This is a genomic window from Diaphorobacter sp. LR2014-1 (assembly GCF_002916785.1).
Classification (GTDB): domain Bacteria; phylum Pseudomonadota; class Gammaproteobacteria; order Burkholderiales; family Burkholderiaceae_C; genus Diaphorobacter; species Diaphorobacter nitroreducens.
In genome coordinates this window covers 1-20,093 of sequence record NZ_MTBE01000047.1, presented here as the reverse complement: position 1 = coordinate 20,093, position 20,093 = coordinate 1, and the positions used below count along the sequence as shown (strand labels likewise).

At 64.2% G+C, this 20,093-nt stretch carries 19 protein-coding genes and 1 pseudogene; 4 read left to right on the top strand and 16 right to left on the bottom strand.

Features of this window, described 5'->3' with window-relative positions:
• From BV908_RS20095 to BV908_RS20045, 11 genes and pseudogenes are all read right to left on the bottom strand, one after another.
• Positions 1 to 1,046, bottom strand: a 1,046-nt coding sequence (locus BV908_RS20095; RefSeq protein WP_103738593.1) for an IS5-like element ISDisp1 family transposase, incomplete at its 3' end; no start/stop codon positions are given.
• A gap of 84 nt (positions 1,047 to 1,130) precedes the next feature.
• Positions 1,131 to 1,241, bottom strand: a pseudogene (locus tag BV908_RS20090) (DUF3158 family protein); the annotation flags it as partial.
• Positions 1,238 to 2,017 carry a PFL_4669 family integrating conjugative element protein gene (locus tag BV908_RS20085; protein ID WP_103739048.1) on the bottom strand — a complete coding sequence of 260 codons (780 nt, stop codon included), beginning with the start codon at positions 2,015 to 2,017 and terminating at the stop codon, positions 1,238 to 1,240. The gene BV908_RS20085 and the pseudogene BV908_RS20090, both read right to left, overlap by 4 nt.
• A 189-nt stretch (positions 2,018 to 2,206) precedes the next feature.
• Positions 2,207 to 2,959 (bottom strand): OST-HTH/LOTUS domain-containing protein, encoded by a 753-nt coding sequence (locus tag BV908_RS20080; protein ID WP_172751414.1) that lies wholly within the window; start codon positions 2,957 to 2,959, stop codon positions 2,207 to 2,209.
• A 238-nt stretch (positions 2,960 to 3,197) separates the two neighbouring features.
• Positions 3,198 to 4,391, bottom strand: coding sequence for an STY4528 family pathogenicity island replication protein (locus BV908_RS20075; RefSeq protein WP_034038045.1), 1,194 nt, complete (start codon positions 4,389 to 4,391; stop codon positions 3,198 to 3,200).
• Positions 4,392 to 4,394: 3 nt separating this feature from the next.
• Positions 4,395 to 4,955: a DUF2857 domain-containing protein gene (locus BV908_RS20070; protein ID WP_010792177.1), complete on the bottom strand. Its 561-nt coding sequence runs from the start codon at positions 4,953 to 4,955 to the stop codon at positions 4,395 to 4,397.
• A gap of 19 nt (positions 4,956 to 4,974) precedes the next feature.
• Positions 4,975 to 6,618 carry a ParB family protein gene (locus tag BV908_RS20065; RefSeq protein WP_103739046.1) on the bottom strand — a complete coding sequence of 548 codons (1,644 nt, stop codon included), beginning with the start codon at positions 6,616 to 6,618 and terminating at the stop codon, positions 4,975 to 4,977.
• Positions 6,611 to 6,859, bottom strand: a complete 249-nt coding sequence (locus BV908_RS20060; protein ID WP_009618214.1) for a hypothetical protein — start codon at positions 6,857 to 6,859, stop codon at positions 6,611 to 6,613. Before BV908_RS20060 ends, BV908_RS20065 begins: the two co-directional genes overlap by 8 nt.
• Positions 6,843 to 7,709: a ParA family protein gene (locus tag BV908_RS20055; RefSeq protein WP_103739045.1), complete on the bottom strand. Its 867-nt coding sequence runs from the start codon at positions 7,707 to 7,709 to the stop codon at positions 6,843 to 6,845. The genes BV908_RS20060 and BV908_RS20055 overlap by 17 nt, the downstream gene beginning before the upstream one ends.
• 41 nt (positions 7,710 to 7,750) lie before the next feature.
• Positions 7,751 to 7,969: an AlpA family transcriptional regulator gene (locus BV908_RS20050; protein ID WP_041104370.1), complete on the bottom strand. Its 219-nt coding sequence runs from the start codon at positions 7,967 to 7,969 to the stop codon at positions 7,751 to 7,753.
• Between the two features lie 110 nt (positions 7,970 to 8,079).
• Complete coding sequence (locus BV908_RS20045) at positions 8,080 to 8,841, bottom strand: hypothetical protein (protein WP_103739044.1); 762 nt, start codon at positions 8,839 to 8,841, stop codon at positions 8,080 to 8,082.
• Between the two features lie 622 nt (positions 8,842 to 9,463).
• On the opposite strand from BV908_RS20045, the gene BV908_RS20040 reads away from it, so the two are divergent.
• Entirely contained in the window at positions 9,464 to 9,874 is a 411-nt protein-coding gene (locus BV908_RS20040) for a helix-turn-helix domain-containing protein (protein WP_034038013.1), read from the top strand.
• Positions 9,874 to 11,118, top strand: coding sequence for a type II toxin-antitoxin system HipA family toxin (locus BV908_RS20035; RefSeq protein ID WP_103739043.1), 1,245 nt, complete (start codon positions 9,874 to 9,876; stop codon positions 11,116 to 11,118). The genes BV908_RS20040 and BV908_RS20035 overlap by 1 nt, the downstream gene beginning before the upstream one ends.
• A 21-nt stretch (positions 11,119 to 11,139) precedes the next feature.
• Here the strand turns inward: BV908_RS20035 and BV908_RS20030 are convergent, their stop codons facing one another.
• The 5 genes from BV908_RS20030 to BV908_RS20010 all read right to left on the bottom strand — a co-directional run bounded on the left by BV908_RS20030 (position 11,140) and on the right by BV908_RS20010 (position 18,605).
• A complete protein-coding gene (locus BV908_RS20030) occupies positions 11,140 to 12,345 on the bottom strand; it encodes a DUF3322 domain-containing protein (RefSeq protein ID WP_103739042.1) in 1,206 nt (401 codons plus the stop codon).
• Complete coding sequence (locus tag BV908_RS20025; protein ID WP_103739041.1) at positions 12,342 to 15,719, bottom strand: ATP-binding protein; 3,378 nt, start codon at positions 15,717 to 15,719, stop codon at positions 12,342 to 12,344. Before BV908_RS20025 ends, BV908_RS20030 begins: the two co-directional genes overlap by 4 nt.
• Positions 15,716 to 16,390 (bottom strand): DUF4194 domain-containing protein, encoded by a 675-nt coding sequence (locus tag BV908_RS20020; RefSeq protein ID WP_103739040.1) that lies wholly within the window; start codon positions 16,388 to 16,390, stop codon positions 15,716 to 15,718. Before BV908_RS20020 ends, BV908_RS20025 begins: the two co-directional genes overlap by 4 nt.
• 31 nt (positions 16,391 to 16,421) lie before the next feature.
• The gene (locus BV908_RS20015; protein WP_103739039.1) at positions 16,422 to 17,897 is read right to left on the bottom strand and encodes a DUF3375 domain-containing protein; all 1,476 of its coding nucleotides are present in this window, start codon (positions 17,895 to 17,897) and stop codon (positions 16,422 to 16,424) included.
• Between the two features lie 96 nt (positions 17,898 to 17,993).
• A complete protein-coding gene (locus tag BV908_RS20010) occupies positions 17,994 to 18,605 on the bottom strand; it encodes a type IV toxin-antitoxin system AbiEi family antitoxin domain-containing protein (protein WP_034038001.1) in 612 nt (203 codons plus the stop codon).
• Positions 18,606 to 18,971: 366 nt separating this feature from the next.
• On the opposite strand from BV908_RS20010, the gene BV908_RS20005 reads away from it, so the two are divergent.
• Positions 18,972 to 19,934 carry an IS5 family transposase gene (locus BV908_RS20005; protein ID WP_103737652.1) on the top strand — a complete coding sequence of 321 codons (963 nt, stop codon included), beginning with the start codon at positions 18,972 to 18,974 and terminating at the stop codon, positions 19,932 to 19,934.
• Entirely contained in the window at positions 19,931 to 20,059 is a 129-nt protein-coding gene (locus BV908_RS22925; RefSeq protein WP_255352815.1) for a hypothetical protein, read from the top strand. The genes BV908_RS20005 and BV908_RS22925 overlap by 4 nt, the downstream gene beginning before the upstream one ends.
• The last annotated feature ends 34 nt before the right edge of the window (positions 20,060 to 20,093 follow it).

The following is a 20,093-nucleotide window of genomic DNA, read 5'->3' as shown; positions in this document are numbered from 1 at the left end:
CGCACAAGGTTGTAGGTGGCAAAGCACAGCAGCGCCTGGCCCGTGAGCTTGGCCTGACCGATCAGCTTGGTCTTTGCCAGACCACCGACGGTCTTGATCCAGCCAAAGGCCTCTTCGATGCGCTTGCGCACCTTCAGGCTGGTCTTGTAGCCCTCGTGCCGTGTCACTCGCGCATCCACCGCCGAGTGTTTGTCCTTGGCCGCCACGTGGGGCGTGACTTTGAGCTTTCTGCAGCCTTTGATGAAGGCCTTGCTGTCGTAGCCCTTGTCGGCACCGACCGTGGCCCGTTTGTTCCTGTTGCCCCGACGCTCCAACATGGCCAGCGCCGCCTCGCGCTCGGCCGTGCCGCTGGCGTGGGTGATCTCGACATCCACGATCAGCCCGTTGCGGTTCTCCATGAGGATGTGCCCCATGTGGCACAGGCGGGATTTGTCGCCCTGGCTCTTCTTGAACAGCCGGGCATCGGCGTCCGTGGTGCTCTCGTGGGTGTCGTTGCAGCGCTCCTGCCCCTTGAAGTCCACCTCGGGGTTGCGCCCAGGCGGCGTGCCGCTGTCGTCGTCTTTGCGCTTGAAGCTCTTGTGCGAGGCCCAGGCGTCAATGAGCGTGCCGTCCACGCTGAAGTGCTCGTCGCTGGCGAGCTTGCCCCACTGGGCACTGAGCTTGACGCGCTCGAAGAAGGCGCGGGCGAGGTCTTCGTTGAACAGACGTTCGCGGTTGGCGCTGAAAGTGGAGTGGTCCCAGACCTTGTCTTCGATGTTCAGGCCCACGAACCAGCGGTACAGCAGGTTGTAGTTGATCGCTTCGACCAACTGGCGCTCGCTGCGGATGGAGAACAGGATCTGCAGCAGCAAGGCCTTGAGCAGCATCTCCGGTGGCACCGATGGGCGGCCACGGCGGGCGTACACCGCTTCGAACTCGCGGTTCATGGTTGCCAGCAGCGCATCAACCACCGCGCGCAACTTGCGCAGCGGGTGTGCCTGCGGCACGCGCTCTTCAAGGCTGATGTAGCTGAACATCGCCCCCTGGAAATCTTGACTGCCTCTCATCGTCCTCGTCTGGGTCGTTCACCGATGGCTTCAGATCGTAGCGGCCAACGCGGGCGTCGGCGGGGGATTTTTCAACGGCCTGTTAAAGGGCTGTAAAAGGCCTTTTAGGTAGCCGGCGTGTTCCAGACGTTGGAAGTCCGCCTGTTCCAGCGACGTGAAGCGTACTGGTCGGCTGGCCGGGGTCGATGCCGTCATGTGCTGGCATCCTCATCATCCAACGCGGCATCGGCTGCGCGATCCTTGGTGGCCGGAGCAGCAGCATCAGCGGCCGGTGCAGCAGCCGGTGTGCCTGGCTTGCCTGTGCGGCGCGCGATGGGTGGTGCAAAGCGCGAACGGCGCGTGCCTTCCAGCACGTCCTGCGGCAGCTCGCCAAACTTTTCCAGCGCCGCATGCGCCGCGGCATTCTTTGCCGCGAAGTCGTCGCGCGTCGTGCCCGAGTAGCGATACTGTTGGGCCAGCGAGAACAGGCTGCGCAGCGCGTGCGCGCCATCGTTGAGCCAGCGCTCCAAGGTGCTGCGGTCGATCAGCGCGGTGTGGTGGGCGAGGATCAGCTTTCGCGCCAGGTCGTCGTAATCGGCCAGCAGGTACACCGCCATGAAACCGAGCTGCGCATTGACGAACAGCGGCAGCTTGACCGGCTGCACGTTCATGTTCTCGCCCAGCGACAACGCCGCAGGTACATCGGCGAGGGCCTGGACCACCTGTTCGCGCAGGGTCTGCAGGCGGGTCTTGGTGTCGGCGAGCTTGTCTTCGACCCGAAGCATCCACCAGTCCGAGTACGGGTCGTCTTGCTCGGCGCCGCGCTTCATCTTGTTCATCACGCTGATGAAGCCGTTGAGGCCGATGATGCCGGCGCGTCCTTCTGACGGTGCGCGGCCATGCCAGATGCGGGAGGCGTGGTGCGTGTGCAGCGTCAGCGACATCGCGCTACGCAGCGCCCCGAGATTCAATTGCAGGGGTTCATTGGCCATGAGTGACGACTCGCGGTAAGGGAACGAGTCGCCAGCATCGGCACCAGCCGGAAGACCGTCAGTCAACAAACCGCAGCCCATGCGCGCCCGGTTTGTTCCGCGCGGAAGGCTGTGGGTGCTGCCTATCCCCTGGGGATAGCGCGGCGGACTTGTTCGCGACTCGCGCGAACTTGGGGCCGCGTTGTGGGCCTATGCCTCGCGAGGTCTGTACCAGGCGGCCCGTTGCCCCTCCACCTCACGGTAGCGAAGCTCGAACAGGCGGCACTCGTGCACCACCTGCCGCCAACTGCTGCAGCCGTACTTGGCTGGAAGCTGCTCGGGATGCTGGTCCGCGATCCACCGGCCAGCGGCGGCAATCGGTGTCCAGCCCTCGACGGCCAACTGCGCGGCGGCCTCGCGCAGCGCGCGAACGATGCCGGCGGCCGGCCAGTCCACCGTGCCGTCCGGCGCGATGCCATTGACCACCAGGTCGTGGAACACATCCGACTGGACGAACTCCGCTGCCAGGCGCCGCGCCTGATCCATGTGCTCGGCCCAGCCGCGCAGCTGCTCAAAGTGTTGATCGATGCGCGTGTAGGCGGAACCGAGTTCGTCCTGTGCAGCGCGACACCCGTCCACGGTCCATAGATCGTGCTGGTCGATGAAGTGGTGCACCAGGGTGTTGCGCAGCGATACCAGGTCTTTGAGGTCGGCCTGGGTTTTCGCGTAGTCCTGCGCAGACAGGCTCAGTTGCACGCGCGTGCGAAAGGAAATCACGTCGCCGGGAAGATCGTCGTCGCGCTCCTCGCCGCTATTTCTATCGGTGACGACATACGAACCAAACAGTTGTCCGACCAACGTGCCCAGGGTCTTGGTCGCGGCATCTTCGATCCGCGCTGTGCGAATGGCCTCCAGCGAATGCGCCGGGCCTGAAATCTCGTGGTGGGCCACGATGGCTTTCATGAGGCGCTCGTATTGTTGAAGGCGCAACAGGCATCTGCCCAGCAAGCGCTGAACGTCTCGCTGTAGTGGTTGCAGTGCGTTTGTGGCTGGGGAAGTCGTCATGTCCGTCGTCGGCCGGGCTCGTGCGTGGCAGTCCGCGTCTGATTCAAAGGCGACAGTTTCGCCTGTCATTCGGCGGGCGACAATCGCGCGCTGCGGAAAGATGTCTGTTCCAGCTATCCCCTGGGGATAGTCAACATCAGCGATCACGCAAGGCTTCTCGGAGCTGCGCCAGGTAGGCACGTGCCACCTCGGGGTCGGCCGCACGGGATGCCGGCGGTGACGATGGCGCAGGTGGCGGGGGCGCTGGCGGTGCCGATGCACTTTCTCCGGCCCAGGCCTTGAACTCCCCGCGCAGTGCTTTCTGGATGATGCCGAACAGATATCCGGCCGGATTGCGCACAGCGCTGTTGCGGCAGCGTGCCTCCCACTCGTCGAGCACGGCCTGCCGCTGCGCTTCGTCCACCTGCTGCAGCGCCACCAGCGCGCCGGCCTGCTGTTCGTCCTTCAAGCGCAGGAAACGCTCCGGCAGCCGCAGGTTCTGCAAGGCCCTCGCGCGCGGTACTGTACGTACTTCATTTGTACGATCATTACGTACTGTACGGTCCTCCTTCGGAATCCGAAGAGAGCCGTCCGGCGCGGGTTTCGGCCCTGCTTCGGATTCCGAAGACGGGCGTGCGCCATTCCGAAGCAGGGCTTCCTGGCCTTCTTCGGATTCGTGGTCCGCACCCTCCTGTGGATAACCTGGCGTCGTCCAGCCATGCCGCACCATGCGCTGCGCGAGCACCTGCAAGCGGGTCGGCAGTGTGCGCCCGCTGAGCAGCGGGTCTTCAGCGATCTCCCGCAGCGTGTTCATGCCCACGACCTGCACCGCCTTCGCCGCGTGCGCGAGCGCTTGGCTCACCAGGCCCAGATAGTCGGGGTCGAGCTGCATCGCCTCGAAGGGCGACAGCGGTTCGTCGTGCAGCACGTAGAGGTTCCCCTGGATGCGGCCGGTCTTGGGATCGCGCCGCCGCCGCACCAGGCTGAGCCAGCGCGTCAGCCGCAGCAGCGTCAAGGCGCGCGCCACGGTCTCGTGCGAGGCTTGCGCCGCACAGGGCATGGACGCCAGATAGGGGCGGAGTTGGTCGTAGGTGGGAAAGGCGGTCACGCCGTCGTCGTTGAGCTGCAGGCGGAACACCTGCCAGGCATTGCGCTCCAGCGGCGTCAGGCGCCGGTCGAGGAACAGCGCGCGCGGCACGCTCTCGTGCCGGTTGCCGCTGTAGAGAAAGCCGTCCTGGCTCGCCGCCATGCCCTGCGCCGGTTCCTTCGGCTCAAGGTGCCGCAGTGCCTCGTCGAACAACGCCGACAGCGCAACCGGGCCATCACGCCTTGGAGCGTCGCCCGTCATCATGACCTACACCAGCCCCTGGTCGACCCAGTTCCGTATCGCCGACCAGATCACCGACATGGGCAGGGTCATGGCCTCGGCCAGGTCCATGGTCAGCGCCAGCATCGCCATGTCGTCGTTCAGTGCGATGTGCCGCTCCGTGATGCCGGCCTTCCAGCGTTCCCACAGGGCCACGTCCTGCGCCTCGTCGAGCACCGGATGCCGGCCCTTGCGCTTGGGCAGTCCGAGGATGTCGCGGCGCAGCGCCACTTCTTGATGCGTGAGGCCGTAGAACTTGCTGACCATCTCCGTGCTCGCTCCCAGGCGCAGCATGCGGTCCACCGTGGCGATCTCCCGCTCCACGTCGTGCACCTGGCTCAGCAGCCGCTTCAACACTTCCCGGTTCACCGACACCGAGCACCACGACACCGTGGCATTCACCAGCATGCTCACGAGTTCGGGGTGCTTTAGCGCATCCAGCTCCTCCTCGCCGAAGCCCATCGCCTTGCAGCGGCGCAACTGCCCGTTGCGCAGGTCATGCAGCGCCTGGGCGATCACGGCCTGGTTGAGCGGGTGCGGTGCCGACATGCGGGAGCCTCCTGCGCGCTCAGGATGCCTGGCCCGCTTCGCCGGCTTGCAGGTCCAGCAACCGGCGCGCCAGGCGCAGCAGACGGAACAGCTTCACCAGCCCGGCATCGCTCAGGCGCGTGACCAAGCCGCCGTGACCATGCAGCAGCGGCCCAAGGTCATCGGCCAGCCGCGCGCTGTCCAGCCCGGTCGCGGGTGCCGGCGCGGTGCTCAGCGCGTGCAGCAGGGTCAGCATCGCACGCGCGAACGCCGGCAGCGCCTTCGCCTGGCCCACGGCCGGCGTCACGCAGACGAAGCCGATGCCGCCATCGCTGGCTTCGATGTGGTCGGCCACCGCCGCTTCCCCCGCGATCTCGCGAGCGAACTGCGCGATATGCACGCGCAGGCGATCCGGCACGTCCAGGCCCGGCTCGATGTACCAGACATCCGAGATGGGAAAGAGCCCGCCAACCTGCACCGGGATCGCACGCAGCGCATCTGCCTCAAAGTCGGGTAGCTTGTCGCCGAGCTGATCCGCGACCATCCGCTGGATGGACTGCAGGCGCTCGGTGGTCGGGGCCGGCGTCACGATGTGCCCCTGCAGGCGCTCGTCGCGCTGCCCGTCCCGGGCGTTTGGTGCAGCGGCAGGTGGTGCCGAGGGTGTCTCTGCCGGTGGCGCGACGGGCGAGGTGTCCCGTGGCGTTGGCGCCGCGGGCGGCAGTTGCGGCGTGATGGCTGGCGCCGCAGGTGCGACAGGCGTTGCCGGGTTCGGCGCGGCCGGCTCGCTGGTCAATGCTCGCTGACGGCTTTCGCTGTCATCGACCTCCAATGCCAGCGTGTCGTAGTCCGCTTCCAGCAGCTCGGCCATCTGACCCACCAGTTCGTCCTGCACGCGCTGGGGCGAGAAGCCCTCCGGCCGCGTGTCGAACTGCGACAGCACATCCTGAAACAGCGAAGCGAAGTCCACGGTCAGCGGCCGGCCCAGCGCACGCCGCTCCCAGGTGCGCTCGCACGCCTTGCGCAGCACTGCGAGCCGGTCCACCTGATGCCGGCCCAATCCGCCGTACAACAGCGTCGGGATCGCCGGCAGCAGATAGCGCACCGCATCGTTCATGCGGCTGATGTGTGACTGCGGCACCGGATAGCCGTCGGCAGTCAGCCGCCGCGCGAGTTCGCTCTGCGACAGCGCCTGGCCGCTTTCCTGCTCGTAGAACTCGCGCGCCTTCTCGATGCCCAAGGCCCGCTCGATGAAGGTCAGCCCGCCGCGCAGCTCGTTCTCGGCCAGATGCCCGGTCAGCGCCACGATTTCGCCGCGCGCCGGCCACGGGCGGAACAGGCACGCAATGCGGAAGAAGCGTTCCTCCTTGGTCTCGCTCCACAATTCGCGCAGGATGGCGAGCCGCGTATTACCACCGTTCCTGATGATGTAGTGCGCCTCGCCCGGCCGGCGCGTGATCGCGGGCGGTGCGTCCAGCCCGCGCTCGCGGATAGAGGTTTTGATTTCCTCATAGGCCGGGTTGCGCGTCACGCGTGGGTCATGTTCATAGGGACGCAGCTCGTCCAGCGTCACCACCATCGGTGTGTCGGCGATGGGGTCGGTCAACGCCGCGGCCGAAGGACCGTTGCGTTCGAAGCCCTTGGCCAGCAGCTTGGCGGCCATGTCCTGCGGCGTCGGATCAGCCATCGCTGCTCTCCCGAGATGCCGTCAGTGCCTGTCGATCGGCGCGGCGAAGCTGCGCGCGTGCGTTTCGACTAGCGCGGTGATCGCTCGCAGTCGAGCTGGTATAGATCGCGGCGCAGCCGGGCTTGGTGAACATCAGGTGCCCGCCGCGCGTGCGTTTCACGTGCCAACCTTCGCCCAGCGCGAACTCGATCAGCGCACGCAGTCGCGCATGGCCGCGGGCCAGTTCATGCGCGTTCGCCATGACTGGCTCCCCCTGCGCGGCCTCTGCCGGTAACGCACGCAAAGCGCTCCCGCCATGCCGGGAACAGCTCGCCAGCCAGCGCACGCATCGTCTCCAACGCCGCAGGTGCAGTGCGGCCCACCGGCTGCCGGTACTCGACGCGATGCACTGGCAGTCCCCGTGTTGCGGCACGTGGGTAGGCTTCGATGGCCGGGACGTCGGTGTTCAGGACCTGTATGCCAGCGTGCGCCTGGAACACTTGTCGCAGGGCCTGCTGGATCAGTCGGGCGTTCGACGAAACCGGATGCACACGGTTGATGAGCAAGCGCAGTGGCGGTGGCTCGATGCCGAAGTGCCGATACGGAGCGATGTCCTCGATCAGTTGCAGCGTGCCGCGCCTCAGCTCGCGCGCCGCCAGGATTTCCGGCGTCACCGGTGACAGCGCCAGGCTGGAGGCCAGTACCGCCATCTCCAGCAGCACACTGCGCGCTCCCTGGGTATCGATCAGCAGCAGGTCATAGTGCGACGCCAGCGCGGGAAGCAGGTGACGCAGGCGTAGCCGACCGTCGGGTGCGTGCAGCAGCAGTGTGTTCAGTTCGCCGCGGTGGTCATTCGACACCACCAGGTCGAGACCCGCCACAGCGGTCTGCGAAGCCAATTGCTCGATACGCTGCTCGTTGAAGGCCAGCATCTCGTAGATGCCGGCAGGCGCATGCGTGCCGAGCGTGAAGTAGCTCGACAAGGTGGGTTGTACGTCCAGGTCCAGCAGCAGCACGCGCAGTCCCGCATCGGCGATGAAGCCGCCCAGGTTCGCCGCGGTGGTCGTCTTGCCGACGCCACCCTTGGTCGAAATGATGGATACCACCTGCATGGCGCGACTCCTCGTGGAAGGGATTCCGGCGCAGCGCGGGCTCACGCCCGTTCCCTGAGTCGATCGGTGATCCACTGATCGATCTCCACCGAATCCCAGCCGATGGCGCGTACCCCGAGGCGCAGGGGCTTGGGAAACTTGCCCACCTTGATCAGGTTGTAGATGTGGGCGCGTTTGAAGCCGGTCTTGGCCTCGACTTCCGCGCGGCGCAGGATGCGGTGTTCGTTCGGCGTCGCGGTGGCGATGGTCTGGGCAGTCACGAGGGACACTCCTTGGCGCTGTGTAGCGGCGGTGATGGAAGTGCCTCGTATTCAATAGCGCGGTTCCCGCGCAGTCACCGCAAGTGCAGGCGCGCCGTCTGCACTTGCAGTCAGCGGTCCTGGGTGGCGAGATGACGCTTGGCTGCCGAGAACTTCGCCCACAGCGTTCGCTCGCTGATCCCAGACTTGTCGCCGTAGTGGGCAACCAGCGCACTGATGACCGATTCCAGCGTCTCGAAGGACGAATAGGGAACGCCATTGGGCGACTTGCCCAGCAGCAGGGTCAGAAGACCGCCAACGATGTTCAGGTAGGTGGACTCACTGCGGGCGCCCGGCATCCCGGACCGCTTCTCGCGCTCCGTGCGCGCCTGGTGCTCCTGGCTGAGCGTCTGGAACTGGGCATAGAGCGCATCCCAGGCTTGCACCCTGTCGGCAAGCTGGAGCTTGAGCGCCTCGCGATCCATGACCAGTGCCTGCACGGCTTCGACACTGACGGCCGGATGCAGGTGACGCTCGAAGGCATCGAACAGGAAGGCCGGTCGCTGGTCGGGATAGAAGCGGATCATCCAGGCCTTCAGATCGACGTGGCGGATCGTGAGGCCGGGGTCATCGAGCAAGGCGGGGTCGTTGCTCGTGATGCCATCCTTGCCGTAGGGAAGGTCGAGATGCAACAGTGCGTCGTAGATCCGTTCCGCGTTCAGGCGAAGCTGTGGCCAGCGCGCCAGTTCGGGGTGCTCCGGCAAGCGGTTCATCCCCTTGGCGACATCGAGGATGCGGCGCTCGAAGCGTGACAGTCCCGCCCACTGGATGGCCGCCTCGATCGGACGATAGAAGACCTTGGCTTGGGCGCCGGAAGAAGATGACTTTCTCATGGGCTACTCCCTGGTGAACGGGTTCAGGACATCGGCTTTTCTCGTGGTCTGGTCGACGCCATCCACACCTTCGCGGCGCGGAGCGGTGGCGACTTGGCTTGTGGAAAGGTTGTAGTGACCGCGAATGGCTGCAATGCTCACCCCAGCCCCCCAGTCGATGTGGCACCTTGTCCACCGACACCGAGCCCCCGCGTGGCGGCATGCTTCAAAATGTTTCTCGCCTATGACGGGGAGGCTTGGTAGTGAGGTTTTGCTACAGACGCCATCGCGGCGAAAGACGGATTCGGTCTTCTTGCGTTCAAGCCTGGGCGTTACCGGCGTGCAAAACAACGACGGTCTATCAGAAGACGCAGTTCGGGCCAGAACAGGCGTGGCGATGCCGCTTCGACAAGGAGCGACGAGGTTTCGCGCAAGACCCGAGGGGTCTACCTCCAGATCGACAAAGCATGACGCCCCGTTTCTCTCATTCGTGCGAAAGAGCCGTTCAGGGCCGCTCGCAATGGCGCAGCGCGGTCACCAGAACTGCAAGGGGTAGGCACGTATTGGGTTGACTGCTTGCCATTTTTGGGTTCAAATATGAACGCTTATATATAAAATAAGCTCATATTTGAGGCTATAAAAAATGTCTTCTTCCGAGCAAAAGCGCTCTGGTGCGCAAGTGGCGATGCCGCAGCCTGTTGCGCGTGCGCTGCGCCGCCTGGGGCAGGACATCTCGGCGGCGAGGCGCATGCGCCGCCTGAGCCAGGAAGACCTTGCGCAGCGCATCGGCACGTCCTTGAGCACCGTCAGGCGCATGGAAGATGGCTATCCCGGCACCGCGCTGCACACCTTCCTGCGCGCGCTGCACGTGCTGGGCCGGCTTGATGACCTGGCCCAGGCGATGACCCTGGAGAACGATGCGCTCGGCATGGAACTGGTGCGTGAGCAGCTGCCGCAGCGGGTACGCACCTCTGCCGGCAGGAAGCGGCAGGCAGCATCCGTCGTTGACAAAGGCGATGCGCGCACGCCTGCCGATGACTTGGAGGGCTTCTGATGGCAACGCCTCGGCCCACACGACGTCCGGACCTCGAAGTCCACCTGGGCGCGAGTGGCTTGGTCGTGGGGCGCCTGCATCTTGGCAGCGGCCGGCGCAGCGCGTTCAGCTACGACGAAGGCTGGCTGCGGGATGCCCGGTTCTTCACGCTGTCGCCCGACCTCCAGCCGGTGGCCGGCGTGCAGCATCCCCGGCAAGTGTTCTTCCTCGCGCTGGAGGACACCGCGCCCGACGCCTGGGGCGAGCGTGTGATCCGACGCGCCCATGCGAAGCTGCGACAGGAAGACCGCGACACGCCTGCATTGGACCCGGTGGACTTCGTGATGTGGGTGGATGACGAGGCGCGCGTCGGCGCGCTGCGCCTGTTCGATCCGCACTCTGGCGCCTACCTGCGCGCCGGAGGCGCGAACCGGCAGGTACCGCCCCTGGTGGAACTGAAGAAGGTGCTCCACGCGGCCCGCGCCCTGGAAGACGGAACGGAAAGCGCGCAGGACCTGCACTACCTGCTGGGGCAAGGCACGTCACTGGGTGGTGCCAGGCCGAAGTCCACGGTGCGGGACACCGATGGACGCCTGGCGGTCGGCAAGTTTCCCAGCCAGGCGGACCGGCGCGACGTGATCCGGGGCGAAGTGCTGGCCATGCAACTGGCGGCCAAGGCCGGCATCCGCGTGGCGCCGGCCCGCGCGGAAGTGATCGGCGGCACGGCGGTCGCCGTCATCCGGCGTTTCGACCGCACCGATGATGGCGGCCGCATCCCTTACGTGTCGGCCGCGACGATGCTCCAGTCCGATGGTCGCGACGCGACGCATGCCTACACCGAACTGGTGGATGTGCTGCTGCAGTCGGGCGCCGATCCGATCGCCGACATCCATGAACTGTGGCGCCGTCTGGCCTTCAACTTCCTGGTCTGCAATACCGACGACCATCTGCGCAATACCGGCTTCCTGTACGACGCGCGCCAGCGCGGCTGGCGCCTGTCGCCGGCCTTCGACCTGAACCCGATGCCGGGCGACCGGCGCGAGAGCAAGACCTGGCTGAGCGAGGACACAGGCGTTATCGACAGCCGTGACATGCTGATGGCCACCGCGTCGTATTTCAGGCTGGATGCTGCGCAAGCGCAGGCGATCTGGAGCGAAGTGGCCCAGGCCGTGGCGGGCTGGCGTGCATTGGCCCGGGGATTGGGCATGCGCGGTACCGACCTGCTGGATTTCGAGCCGGCGTTCGTCGAATCGACCACGCCCTGACGACATCGGCAGGACATACCGCTACGGCCGAGAATCATCTTGAACTGTTGTCGCCAACGCCGCGCATAGCGAGCGATAGCCGATGCGTTCCTGTTCCAGCCGCAGCTGTGGCCGGATTCGGTCATTACGCAAGTCGTCGTAGAGAGCGGCTTCCTCATCGATCAGTCGGGACAAGGGCAGCGTATGGCGTTTGTCGAGGGGCTCCTCACCCCATTGAGGTGCGTGGGCCATCAGGGTAGAGCGGTCCATGAGGAACGAAGCGGCTAGCGGGAAATACTTTCGCAGGCTGTCCAGAATGGCAAAGCCATGGGTATCGATGTCTCCCCAATAGTGCAGAGAGGCGCGATGCAGCCAGTTGGCTCGGGCGAGCGCTCCCCAGCCATAGCCGGCACCGAACACGACGATGGCACTGGAGACCGGTGGGAATGCCAGGAAGTTCACCTCGTTTTCGGTGATGAAAACACGCTGCGCAGGCAAGGTGAGCGTGGCGAAGCTGTCCTCATCCAGGGTGATGTCGGTCAGTCCCGTGCAGCCGGGAAGCTGGGGCAGTTGCGGATCGAGCAAGCGCAGGCGGATGCGGACGGGCTTGCCGAGAAAGCCGTAGCGACGGGCAAACCCCGCCATCCCGGCCGCAGCGTGGTCGATGGCTTCCGGCGGCAAAGCCAGATCTAGCCACTGAGCCAGCGTACCGCGATGGGCTTCGATGAACTTGCTGTCCACGCCCGGCGCGTCGACCTGCCGAAGATAGACGCCGGGGCGCGGATGGGCTTGCACCCAGGCCACCACGGCCAGCAGGCGTGGCCAGTGTTCGGCCAGCGCCAAGGTCTGCAGCGGCGATCTGTGCAGCCACGGCAGCAGGGCGGGTTGCGCTTCGGCAGTGTGCTGCCAGAGCGCCTGGAACCGGTGGGCATCGCCTGTCTTGCCGATCATCGCCAGCGCGTCTTCCAGCATATCGATCCAGAGCGTGTCCGGCAGGCGCTGCCGGCCCTGCACCCGGTGCGTCCACTCGCGCCATTCAATGCGCACGCATGGCGTGGCGCTGATGTCGCGCACCCAGCCGCGCACGGCATCGAAACGGTTGCTGAGGTCGGCGGTGGACGGCGACTTTAGCGACAGCCGCAACGGCCAGCCCAGCGTGCCGTCGCCGACCACGGCACGCAGCAACTCGCCGCGCTGCCACAGCCGCTCGACCTGCGCACGAAGGTCGGCGGGCTGGCTCCATGTCATACAGCGCCTCCCGTGGCAGCAGCCTTCTGTGCCCGGTATTCCTCAATGCTCAGACTGCGCAGCCGCGACTCGCGGCCGCCTTCGTTGTGCACGAAGCCGACGCTAGACACGTAGGGCTCAATGATGTGGATCTTTTGCAGCGGCGTAATGATCAGCAGTTGCAGGTTAAGCTGGCGGAACAGTTCCAGCCCATACTGGGCCGATTCGTCCGAGCCGCGCCCGAAGGCTTCGTCGATCACGACAAAACGGAATGAGCGCGAGCGCACCGCACCCCATTCCAGGCCGAACTGGTAGGCCAGGCTGGCGGCCAGCACGGTATAGGCCAGCTTTTCCTTCTGCCCGCCGGATTTGCCGCCGGAGTCGGAGTAGTGCTCGTGTTCGGCATCGTCTTCGCGCCAGCGCTCGCTGGCGGAAAACAGGAAGCCGTTGCGCACGTCGGTCACCTTCTGCATCCAACGCCGGTCGATCTCGGCCAGGCCCTCACGCCCCCGGAAGCGGTCGATGATGGCCTTGACCTGCAGGAACTTGGTCTCCGAATACTGTTCGTCTTCCGAGCCGCTCAGCGCGCCTTCGGTGCAGGCACGCAGATCCTGCAGGAAGTCGCGGATCTCCGCATCGGGGCTGGGCTGCGCCAGCAACCGGATGTAGCGTCCGGGGTTGTAGTCGATCACCTGCAAGGATTGGTTGATGACATCGACCCGCTCCTTGATCGTTTCCCGCTCGCGCGCGAGCTGGGCGTTGAAGTTGGCGATCTCGTTGATGGTATTGACGTTGAGCAGCTCCTTGAAACGCGCTTCGAAGCGCGGCAGGTCGTCGTGCTGCAGATCCTTCATCAAGCGCTCGAACTCGGGCAACGCGGCCAGGCTGATGTCGATCTCGGCGGTCTCTGCCTTGAAGGCCTCCTTGAAACCGCGCATGGCGTTGATGATGCGCTCGGTCAGGCGCGAGAGACGCTTGTCTTCGGCATCGATGCGCGCCTGCAAGCCGTTGCGCACGTCCTGTTCGCGGTTGTCGCAGGATTCCACCGAGAGCTGGTGGTCGCCCAGGACTTCGGCGCGCCATCCCTCAAGAGAGTGCAGCAACACATCGTCGAGTGCGGCTTGCGCTTGGATTTCGAGAGCCTGCGCATGCTGTGCCTGGGCAGTTTCGTGCTTGCTGCGGGTTTCTCCGCGTTTGCCTTGTGCCTCGCCAAGATCGCCTTCGATCTCCTTCAGGCGCTCAACGACCTGCGCTAATTGGCTTTCCAGTTCCCGCAGGGTATCGGAGGCCGCCTTGAGGCGGTCGCGTTCATCGATCAGCCGAGCAATCTCGCGCGCCGGTGCCTGCCAGTCGATCTCGCTGTAGCGGGTGAAGACTTCGAGCTTGGCCAAAGCTTCCAGTTGCGCCTGGCATTGCCCGCGCAATCGCTGTGTGTTGGCAATGCGCAGACCAATGTCGCCCAGTCGCTGTTCCAGGCTCTCGCGTTCGTCACGCAAGGTGCGCAGCTTGTCGGCGTTACTCCAGCCCAGCACATAGCGACTGCGGTCGTCGATGCGGCGGCGGTCGTCCTTTTCGTGGCGTCCGCTCGGGTCCTTTATCTGCCCGGCGCGGGTGATGGCGCGGGTCTCGCGGCGGAATTGCTCGGTGCTGTCGCAGCAGGCCAGGTCGAAGCGGTGGTGCAGTTCGCGTTCCAGCCAGTCGTAGTGCGGCGTGTCGGGCTTGATGAGCAGCTTGCGCACCAGCGATTGGGGATGCAGGCTGATGGCCTGGGTGGGCTTGCGCGCACGTACGTGGAAGTACACCAGCCGCGTGCCCAGGTGCTGGCGTTCCACCCAATCGGCCACGTCCTTGTAGTGCGCATCCGGCACCAGCAGGGACAGGCCGAAGCCATGCAGCAGGCGTTCGGCCGCGCCCTCCCAGTCGCGCTCGTCCTCACGCACCTGGATCAGTTCACCGGCAAAGGGCAGGTCTTCCTCGGCGATGGACAAGGCGGCGCACAATGCGTCGCGGATGCGTACCTGGGCCGCATCGATATTGCTTTTTCGACGCGCAAGGCTGTCGATCTCGTCGCTGAGCGCTTTGTGTTCTTCCTGACCCCGCCGCAGCGCATATCCGTCTTCATTGATCTGCGTATCGTGGTCCGCAATGCTTGTGCGCAGCGCTTCGGCGTGTTCTCCGATGGTGGATCTTTGTGTCATGAAAGCAGCTTCGTCTCCCGGCGCTGCTTCTCCAATGCGCGTCAATAGCGTGGTGTAGGCGTCCGCTTTCTCCTGCCGTTGCTGTTTCTCTGCCTCATGCTGCTGAATGGCGGCAGCGAGTTGTTGCAGCCGGTCGCCGCCGTTCTCGCGCAGTGCGCCTTCGAGCTTCCCCTGCTCGATTCGGGCGTTGTCTCGTTGCTCTCCCAGTTGCTTGATGCGGGCATCCCAGCGCGTCGCATCCTGAGTCAACAACTCCAGGCGCCTCTCCAGCAGTGCTGCCTTCAAGCCGGCGAAGTACGGGCGTAACGCATCGCGTCCTTCGCGCAGCGCCTGGATCTCGGCGGCGATTTGCCCGTGGCGAAGGCCATCCTCCACCAGCGGAGTCAACAACTCGATCTGGCGCTTGGCCTTGAGTACCGACTGGTGGGCGCGGTCGAGGTCATCGAAATGGCCGAGCAGTGCCTCGATGCGCCCCCCCACGTCGAACGGTTCGAGCATATGGCTGCGCACGAAATCGGTCAGATTGCCAACCGATTTCATGGAAACCGTCTGATGGAACAGCTCCAGCGCCTGCTCGTGCTCGATGCCGAAGCGGCGGCGGAACCAGGCGCCGTAGGGCGGGAAGCTGTCATTCAGTTCGCAGCTCATCGCGCGCAGCTTCTTGCGCAGGCCGTTGATGTCGCTGCCGAATCCGGAAAAGTGCTCGGTGATGGACAGTTCCCGCTCTACAGTCACGAACAAGCGCGCGGGCTGGCCCTGTGGTTCGCGAAACCAGAAGACTTGCGCCAACGTGACCGCCTGGCCGTAGCCTTCGTTACGGAAGACACCCAGGATCACGCTGTAGCTAGTGGTGTCGCGTAACGCCACCGGGCGGGCGCTGCCGGTGGTTTCGTTGCGCTCGCTCTTGTAATGGCCCAGCACGTAGGACCGCAGTGATCGCTCACGCGTCTCGGCGCCTGCGGCCTTGTTGTAGGCGATGCGTTGCGCTGGCACCAGCAGCGTGGTGACGGCATCGACCAGGGTGGATTTGCCCGAACCGATGTCGCCAGTGAGCAGGCCGTTACGCCCATCGAGTTCATAGCGCCAGACGCGCCGGTCGAATGTGCCCCAGTTCAGAACTTCCAGCCGCTGCAGGCGAAAGCCGACGCGGCTGTCGTCGGCCACGAAATCGAGCTCCTGTGGCGAAAAATCGTTCATCGGCCAGCTTCCTTGTCGCGATCGGCACCTGACAATGCGGTGCGATAGCCCTCCAGGCGCGCATCGAAGTCGGCCAGCCACTGTGCATCGACGAACGCCTTGAGGATGCGCCGCACCTCGTAGCGAGGTGCCTGCTGAGCTGCGCCGGCAACGGGCTTGAGCTTGCGCAGATAGCCCAGTTCCACCACCTTGGTGATGGTCGAATCCACTTGGTCGACGAGGCGCGCCTCGTTGGTGCCGTCCGGCAGAAACACGCGCATCAGTTCGGCGATCTCCTCGCGCGACAGCACCAGCCGGGTATCGCCGCCGCCGGCGTCGGCTTCAGCCAGGCGCTTGCGCAGCAAGGCCAGCATCAGGCTGACCGGGTAGGACAGCGGCCGTCGCGCGATCAGGCGCGGCGGACGGGGTGTGGCGTCCACGTCCTCCGGCTCCGGCTGGCTTTTGAAGAAGGCGTACCCCTCGGCTTCGTCCAGTACCAGATCCAGCAACAACACCGCCGCCTGCTCCCGCACCCGCGCTTGCAGGCTCAACAGGCTGGCCCATAGGCGCTCGTCGTCCTGACAGTACAACACGCCTTTGAGCAAATGCACCATCAGTTGCGAGAGTTCCGCTACAACGGGCGGGCGCGACTCGGTGCCGCCTTCTGGATCATCCTGGTGCATATCGTTCATGGGTCTCCGCTCTATCCGTCGCAGCTTGCATTCAACGCGTAAAAATCACGCGGGGCATTCGCACCCGCCGTCGTACCGTTGAGCCAGGCGCGTCCTGCACGGCCCATTCGATGATCTCCTGCACATCGTCATCCACCGTGGCTCTGAGGCCATCCAGCCCGCGGCTGCCCGCGTGGGCCAGTTCCAGCCAGGTGACCAGTTCGGCCAATCCCTGTTGCAGCGGTTGCGTCTCCAGCAGCGCGCGCAAGCTGATCTGCGACTGCTGGCGCAATGCCTGCCGCAGGGCCTCACGCAGGCGGGTCTTGTCCACGACGTGCTGGTCGAACAGGCGTGTGGTGTCGATGTCGTCGTCCTCGCCGGATTCAAGTATCAGTTCCGCCAGGCGTGGCTTGGCATGGAGCGCAAACAGGGGGCGTTCCTGCGGCAAGGCGATGTCCGCGCCCATCTCGTCGAGGAGCATCACTTCGCCGGTCGGTGGCATGTCGCGCAATGCAAGCGCCTTGGTCTCAATGCTGCGCAACAGTTCGAGGATGCGACGGTTTTCCTGGAAGGCCCGGTCATCCAGGAAGCGGCGCAGTTGCTGCGACAACTGCGCCACCATGCGTTGGGTATGTTCGCCCGCTTCCAGCCAATCGTGGTGCACCCGGCGGGTGCGCGGCTCCGGCTTGAGCGCAGCCACGGCGGGCAGATCGAGGATCTGGTCGAGCCGTGTGGACAGTTCTTCCTGGCGACGGCTGGACATCAGGAAATCCCAGAATGCACGGAAGCTGCGCCCCTGGTCGGAATCCCCGATGGCGTCGCGCTCGCCCATGACTTCGTCGAGTAAAGCCCCCTTGCTGCCGTCCCACAACGCGATCTTCTCGCGGACGCTGCGGTCGAGTTGGCGGAAGTTGTGTTCTACCTGGCGGAAATCGCTCAGCAGTTCGCGCGCCAATTGCTGGAATTGCAGGAAGCGATCTTTGATGGCCGTGTCATCCATGAGCGGCACATCGCCGGACAGGACGCGGCCGATTTCGGCATCGATCTCGTTGCGCTTTCGATGCAGCTCCTCCAGGCGCCTGGCTGGATCGGCCTCGCTTCCAGTGCTGATCTGCTCCAGCAGCGCGAACATGGTCAGCAGGCGCGATTCCGTACCGACGAAAGGCCGTTCGGTCAGCGACACCAGCCAGGCGATGGCCTTTTCCGTGGCAGGGGTGAGATCGAACTGGGCCTCGTCGGTGCCGGGCTTGTAGAACTTGCGCAGCCAGCCCTTGTCCGGCGCGCACCAGTCATTCAGGTATTCGGTTGCGGTTTTCGGATACACCTCGACACCGAGCTGTTCGCGCAGCGCAAACAGCTCGTCTTCCAGCATTTCGGCCAGATCCGCTTCGCTCGTCAGCCGCACGTTCGGTGCAACGAACACCCGGTATAGGAAGCTTGCTACCAATGGCGCATGTGGCGAGGCCAGCAATCGCCATGCAGGATGCCGATCGCGGTATGTGGTGAGTGTGAGGTGGTCGAGTGCCATGATGGGCTGCCTTATCCGTGCCGTTCGTTGACAACGACGTCTCGATCCGAATGCACGGATCGGCTTGCCCGGAAAGCGCGAATCAAGGCGGCGTGGTCACTCATGCGAAACCGCCTCCAGGTAAGGACGCATTACATTTGCGACCCGGCAGACCTTGGCATGGCGCCATAGGTCATCGGCTGAAGCCTTGCGTGTCTTCCAGGCAGCCTTCAGCGCCTCAATGGCCACGTCCAGGCCGATCTGGTTGCGGTGCTTGAAGCAGTCCGCCACGGTTTTGGCGGCACTGTAGATCCGCAGTCTCGCGCCATCGCGTTCGTGCTCATCAATGCCCAAGGCATAGGCATCACCCGCCATCTGCACCATCTTGATCGGCGGGTGCTCGATACGTGGGGTGTGGCTGCCACGAGGCATGGCAATCCAAACCTGGCGTGGCAGTTGCGTGGTCAGTTCGTGGAACTGGAGTGCCGTCAGCAAGCAGAACACGGCTTTGGGAACCTTGACTGCAATCGAGGCGAGGTCCTCCTTCTCGGAGATGGGGTTGCCTGGCAAACGGTAGAGGCCGCGCCCGACACGCTCCAACTGCCCGGAAGTGGACAGACGTGTCAGCACCACCCGCGGCGCGCCGATGGTGTCCAAGTCGCGGGTGCGCAGGAAGCCCTGCTTGTGGAGCAGGGCAAGAGCCCGCTGGGCATGTGAGGATCTTTCCATTGCCCCAAAGATGTTCCTTGATTTCGTTGATCTTATACATCAAACGATAGAATGAAACACGTCTGCATGGAGCGCGCGTTGATGACTGACCGTGAATGTCAGCAGACAAATGCGGATAGGATCTGGTTGCCGACGCGGTACGTCCGGTACATAATCTGGCCTAATTCCGTAGCGTCAACGGAAGGAACTCGTTATCAATCAACGGGTTGAGTGCGGCGTGATGTTCCCATCGCCCGCTCCATTGCAACAATTCATGTTGCGTCATATCCAGCCAAAACCACCGGAAAATCAACAGGTTAGGGAAATCCTGCAAAACCCCGAACGCAGTCTGCTAGAAGCCAGGAAGTCATGGCATCCTCCCCGCCCATGAAGCAAAGCAGCCTTGACCTGAACCTGAGCACCAAAAAGACCCGCAAGCAAGAACTGCTGATCCAGATGGATTTGGTGGTTCCCTGGGCTGCTCTGGTCGAACTCATTGCGCCCTATTACCCCGAAGGCAAGAACGGCCGCCCACCCTTTGCCCTGGAGACCATGCTGCGCATCCACTGCATGCAGCAGTGGTTCACCCTGTCAGATCTGGCGATGGAAGAGGCCTTCTTTGACACCCCGATCTACCGGGAGTTTGCAAGTCTTGATGCCCATGGGAGGGTGCCTGACGAGAGCACCATCCTGAGGTTTCGTCATCGGCTGGAGAAACACAAGCTGGCCGAGCAGATTCTGGCCACTGTCAACGAGCTTCTGGCAGCCCAGGGCTTGCTGCTCAAGGCAGGCACTGCGGTCGATGCCACACTGATCGCAGCGCCTAGCTCTACCAAGAACAAGGACAGAAAGCGCGATCCAGAGATGCATTCGAGCCAAAAGGGCAACGAATGGCACTTTGGCATGAAGGCCCATATCGGCGTGGATGCGGACTCGGGACTCGTGCATACCGTCATAGGCACCTCGGGTAACGTGGCCGACGTTGTAGAGGGCAACAGCTTGCTGCACGGGCAGGAGACAGACGGGTTTGGTGATGCGGGCTACCAAGGTATCGACAAGCGCCCGGATGCCAAGGAGGCAGTGCGGTGGCACATCGCGATGCGCCCAGGCAAACGCAGAGCGCTGGACAAAGAGAACAACCCCGTTGACGCGCTGATAGACCAAGTGGAGAAGATCAAGGCGAGCATCCGTGCCAAGGTGGAGCATCCCTTCAGGGTGATCAAACGACAGTTTGGATACACCAAGGTGCGCTACCGGGGATTGAAGAAGAACACGTTGCAGCTCAAGACGCTGTTTGCGCTGTCCAATCTTTGGATGGTGCGCCATCAATTGCTGGAGGCGCAGGGATGAGTGCCCCTGAAATCAGGCAAATGGCCGCAAAGGCGGTGCAGATGGCCCGCAAGGGCGTGGAAAGTGGTGCGAAGACCCAGGCTAAACGCCATCCATCGCACTATCTGAAACCGGTGACCTTGTAGCACTTACGCATTCGAGTTATTCAGGGCATCCTTA

Excerpts from the sequence above, each read along its gene's own strand:
- BV908_RS20085 (WP_103739048.1), bottom strand. The coding sequence starts at position 2,017 with ATGGCCAATGAACCCCTGCAATTGAATCTCGGGGCGCTGCGTAGCGCG.
- BV908_RS20080 (WP_172751414.1), bottom strand. The coding sequence starts at position 2,959 with ATGAAAGCCATCGTGGCCCACCACGAGATTTCAGGCCCGGCGCATTCG.
- BV908_RS20075 (WP_034038045.1), bottom strand. The coding sequence starts at position 4,391 with ATGATGACGGGCGACGCTCCAAGGCGTGATGGCCCGGTTGCGCTGTCG.
- BV908_RS20070 (WP_010792177.1), bottom strand. The coding sequence starts at position 4,955 with ATGTCGGCACCGCACCCGCTCAACCAGGCCGTGATCGCCCAGGCGCTG.
- BV908_RS20065 (WP_103739046.1), bottom strand. The coding sequence starts at position 6,618 with ATGGCTGATCCGACGCCGCAGGACATGGCCGCCAAGCTGCTGGCCAAG.
- BV908_RS20060 (WP_009618214.1), bottom strand. The coding sequence starts at position 6,859 with ATGGCGAACGCGCATGAACTGGCCCGCGGCCATGCGCGACTGCGTGCG.
- BV908_RS20055 (WP_103739045.1), bottom strand. The coding sequence starts at position 7,709 with ATGCAGGTGGTATCCATCATTTCGACCAAGGGTGGCGTCGGCAAGACG.
- BV908_RS20045 (WP_103739044.1), bottom strand. The coding sequence starts at position 8,841 with ATGAGAAAGTCATCTTCTTCCGGCGCCCAAGCCAAGGTCTTCTATCGT.
- BV908_RS20040 (WP_034038013.1), top strand. The coding sequence starts at position 9,464 with ATGTCTTCTTCCGAGCAAAAGCGCTCTGGTGCGCAAGTGGCGATGCCG.
- BV908_RS20035 (WP_103739043.1), top strand. The coding sequence starts at position 9,874 with ATGGCAACGCCTCGGCCCACACGACGTCCGGACCTCGAAGTCCACCTG.
- BV908_RS20030 (WP_103739042.1), bottom strand. The coding sequence starts at position 12,345 with ATGACATGGAGCCAGCCCGCCGACCTTCGTGCGCAGGTCGAGCGGCTG.
- BV908_RS20025 (WP_103739041.1), bottom strand. The coding sequence starts at position 15,719 with ATGAACGATTTTTCGCCACAGGAGCTCGATTTCGTGGCCGACGACAGC.
- BV908_RS20020 (WP_103739040.1), bottom strand. The coding sequence starts at position 16,390 with ATGAACGATATGCACCAGGATGATCCAGAAGGCGGCACCGAGTCGCGC.
- BV908_RS20015 (WP_103739039.1), bottom strand. The coding sequence starts at position 17,897 with ATGGCACTCGACCACCTCACACTCACCACATACCGCGATCGGCATCCT.
- BV908_RS20010 (WP_034038001.1), bottom strand. The coding sequence starts at position 18,605 with ATGGAAAGATCCTCACATGCCCAGCGGGCTCTTGCCCTGCTCCACAAG.
- BV908_RS20005 (WP_103737652.1), top strand. The coding sequence starts at position 18,972 with ATGAAGCAAAGCAGCCTTGACCTGAACCTGAGCACCAAAAAGACCCGC.
- BV908_RS22925 (WP_255352815.1), top strand. The coding sequence starts at position 19,931 with ATGAGTGCCCCTGAAATCAGGCAAATGGCCGCAAAGGCGGTGCAGATG.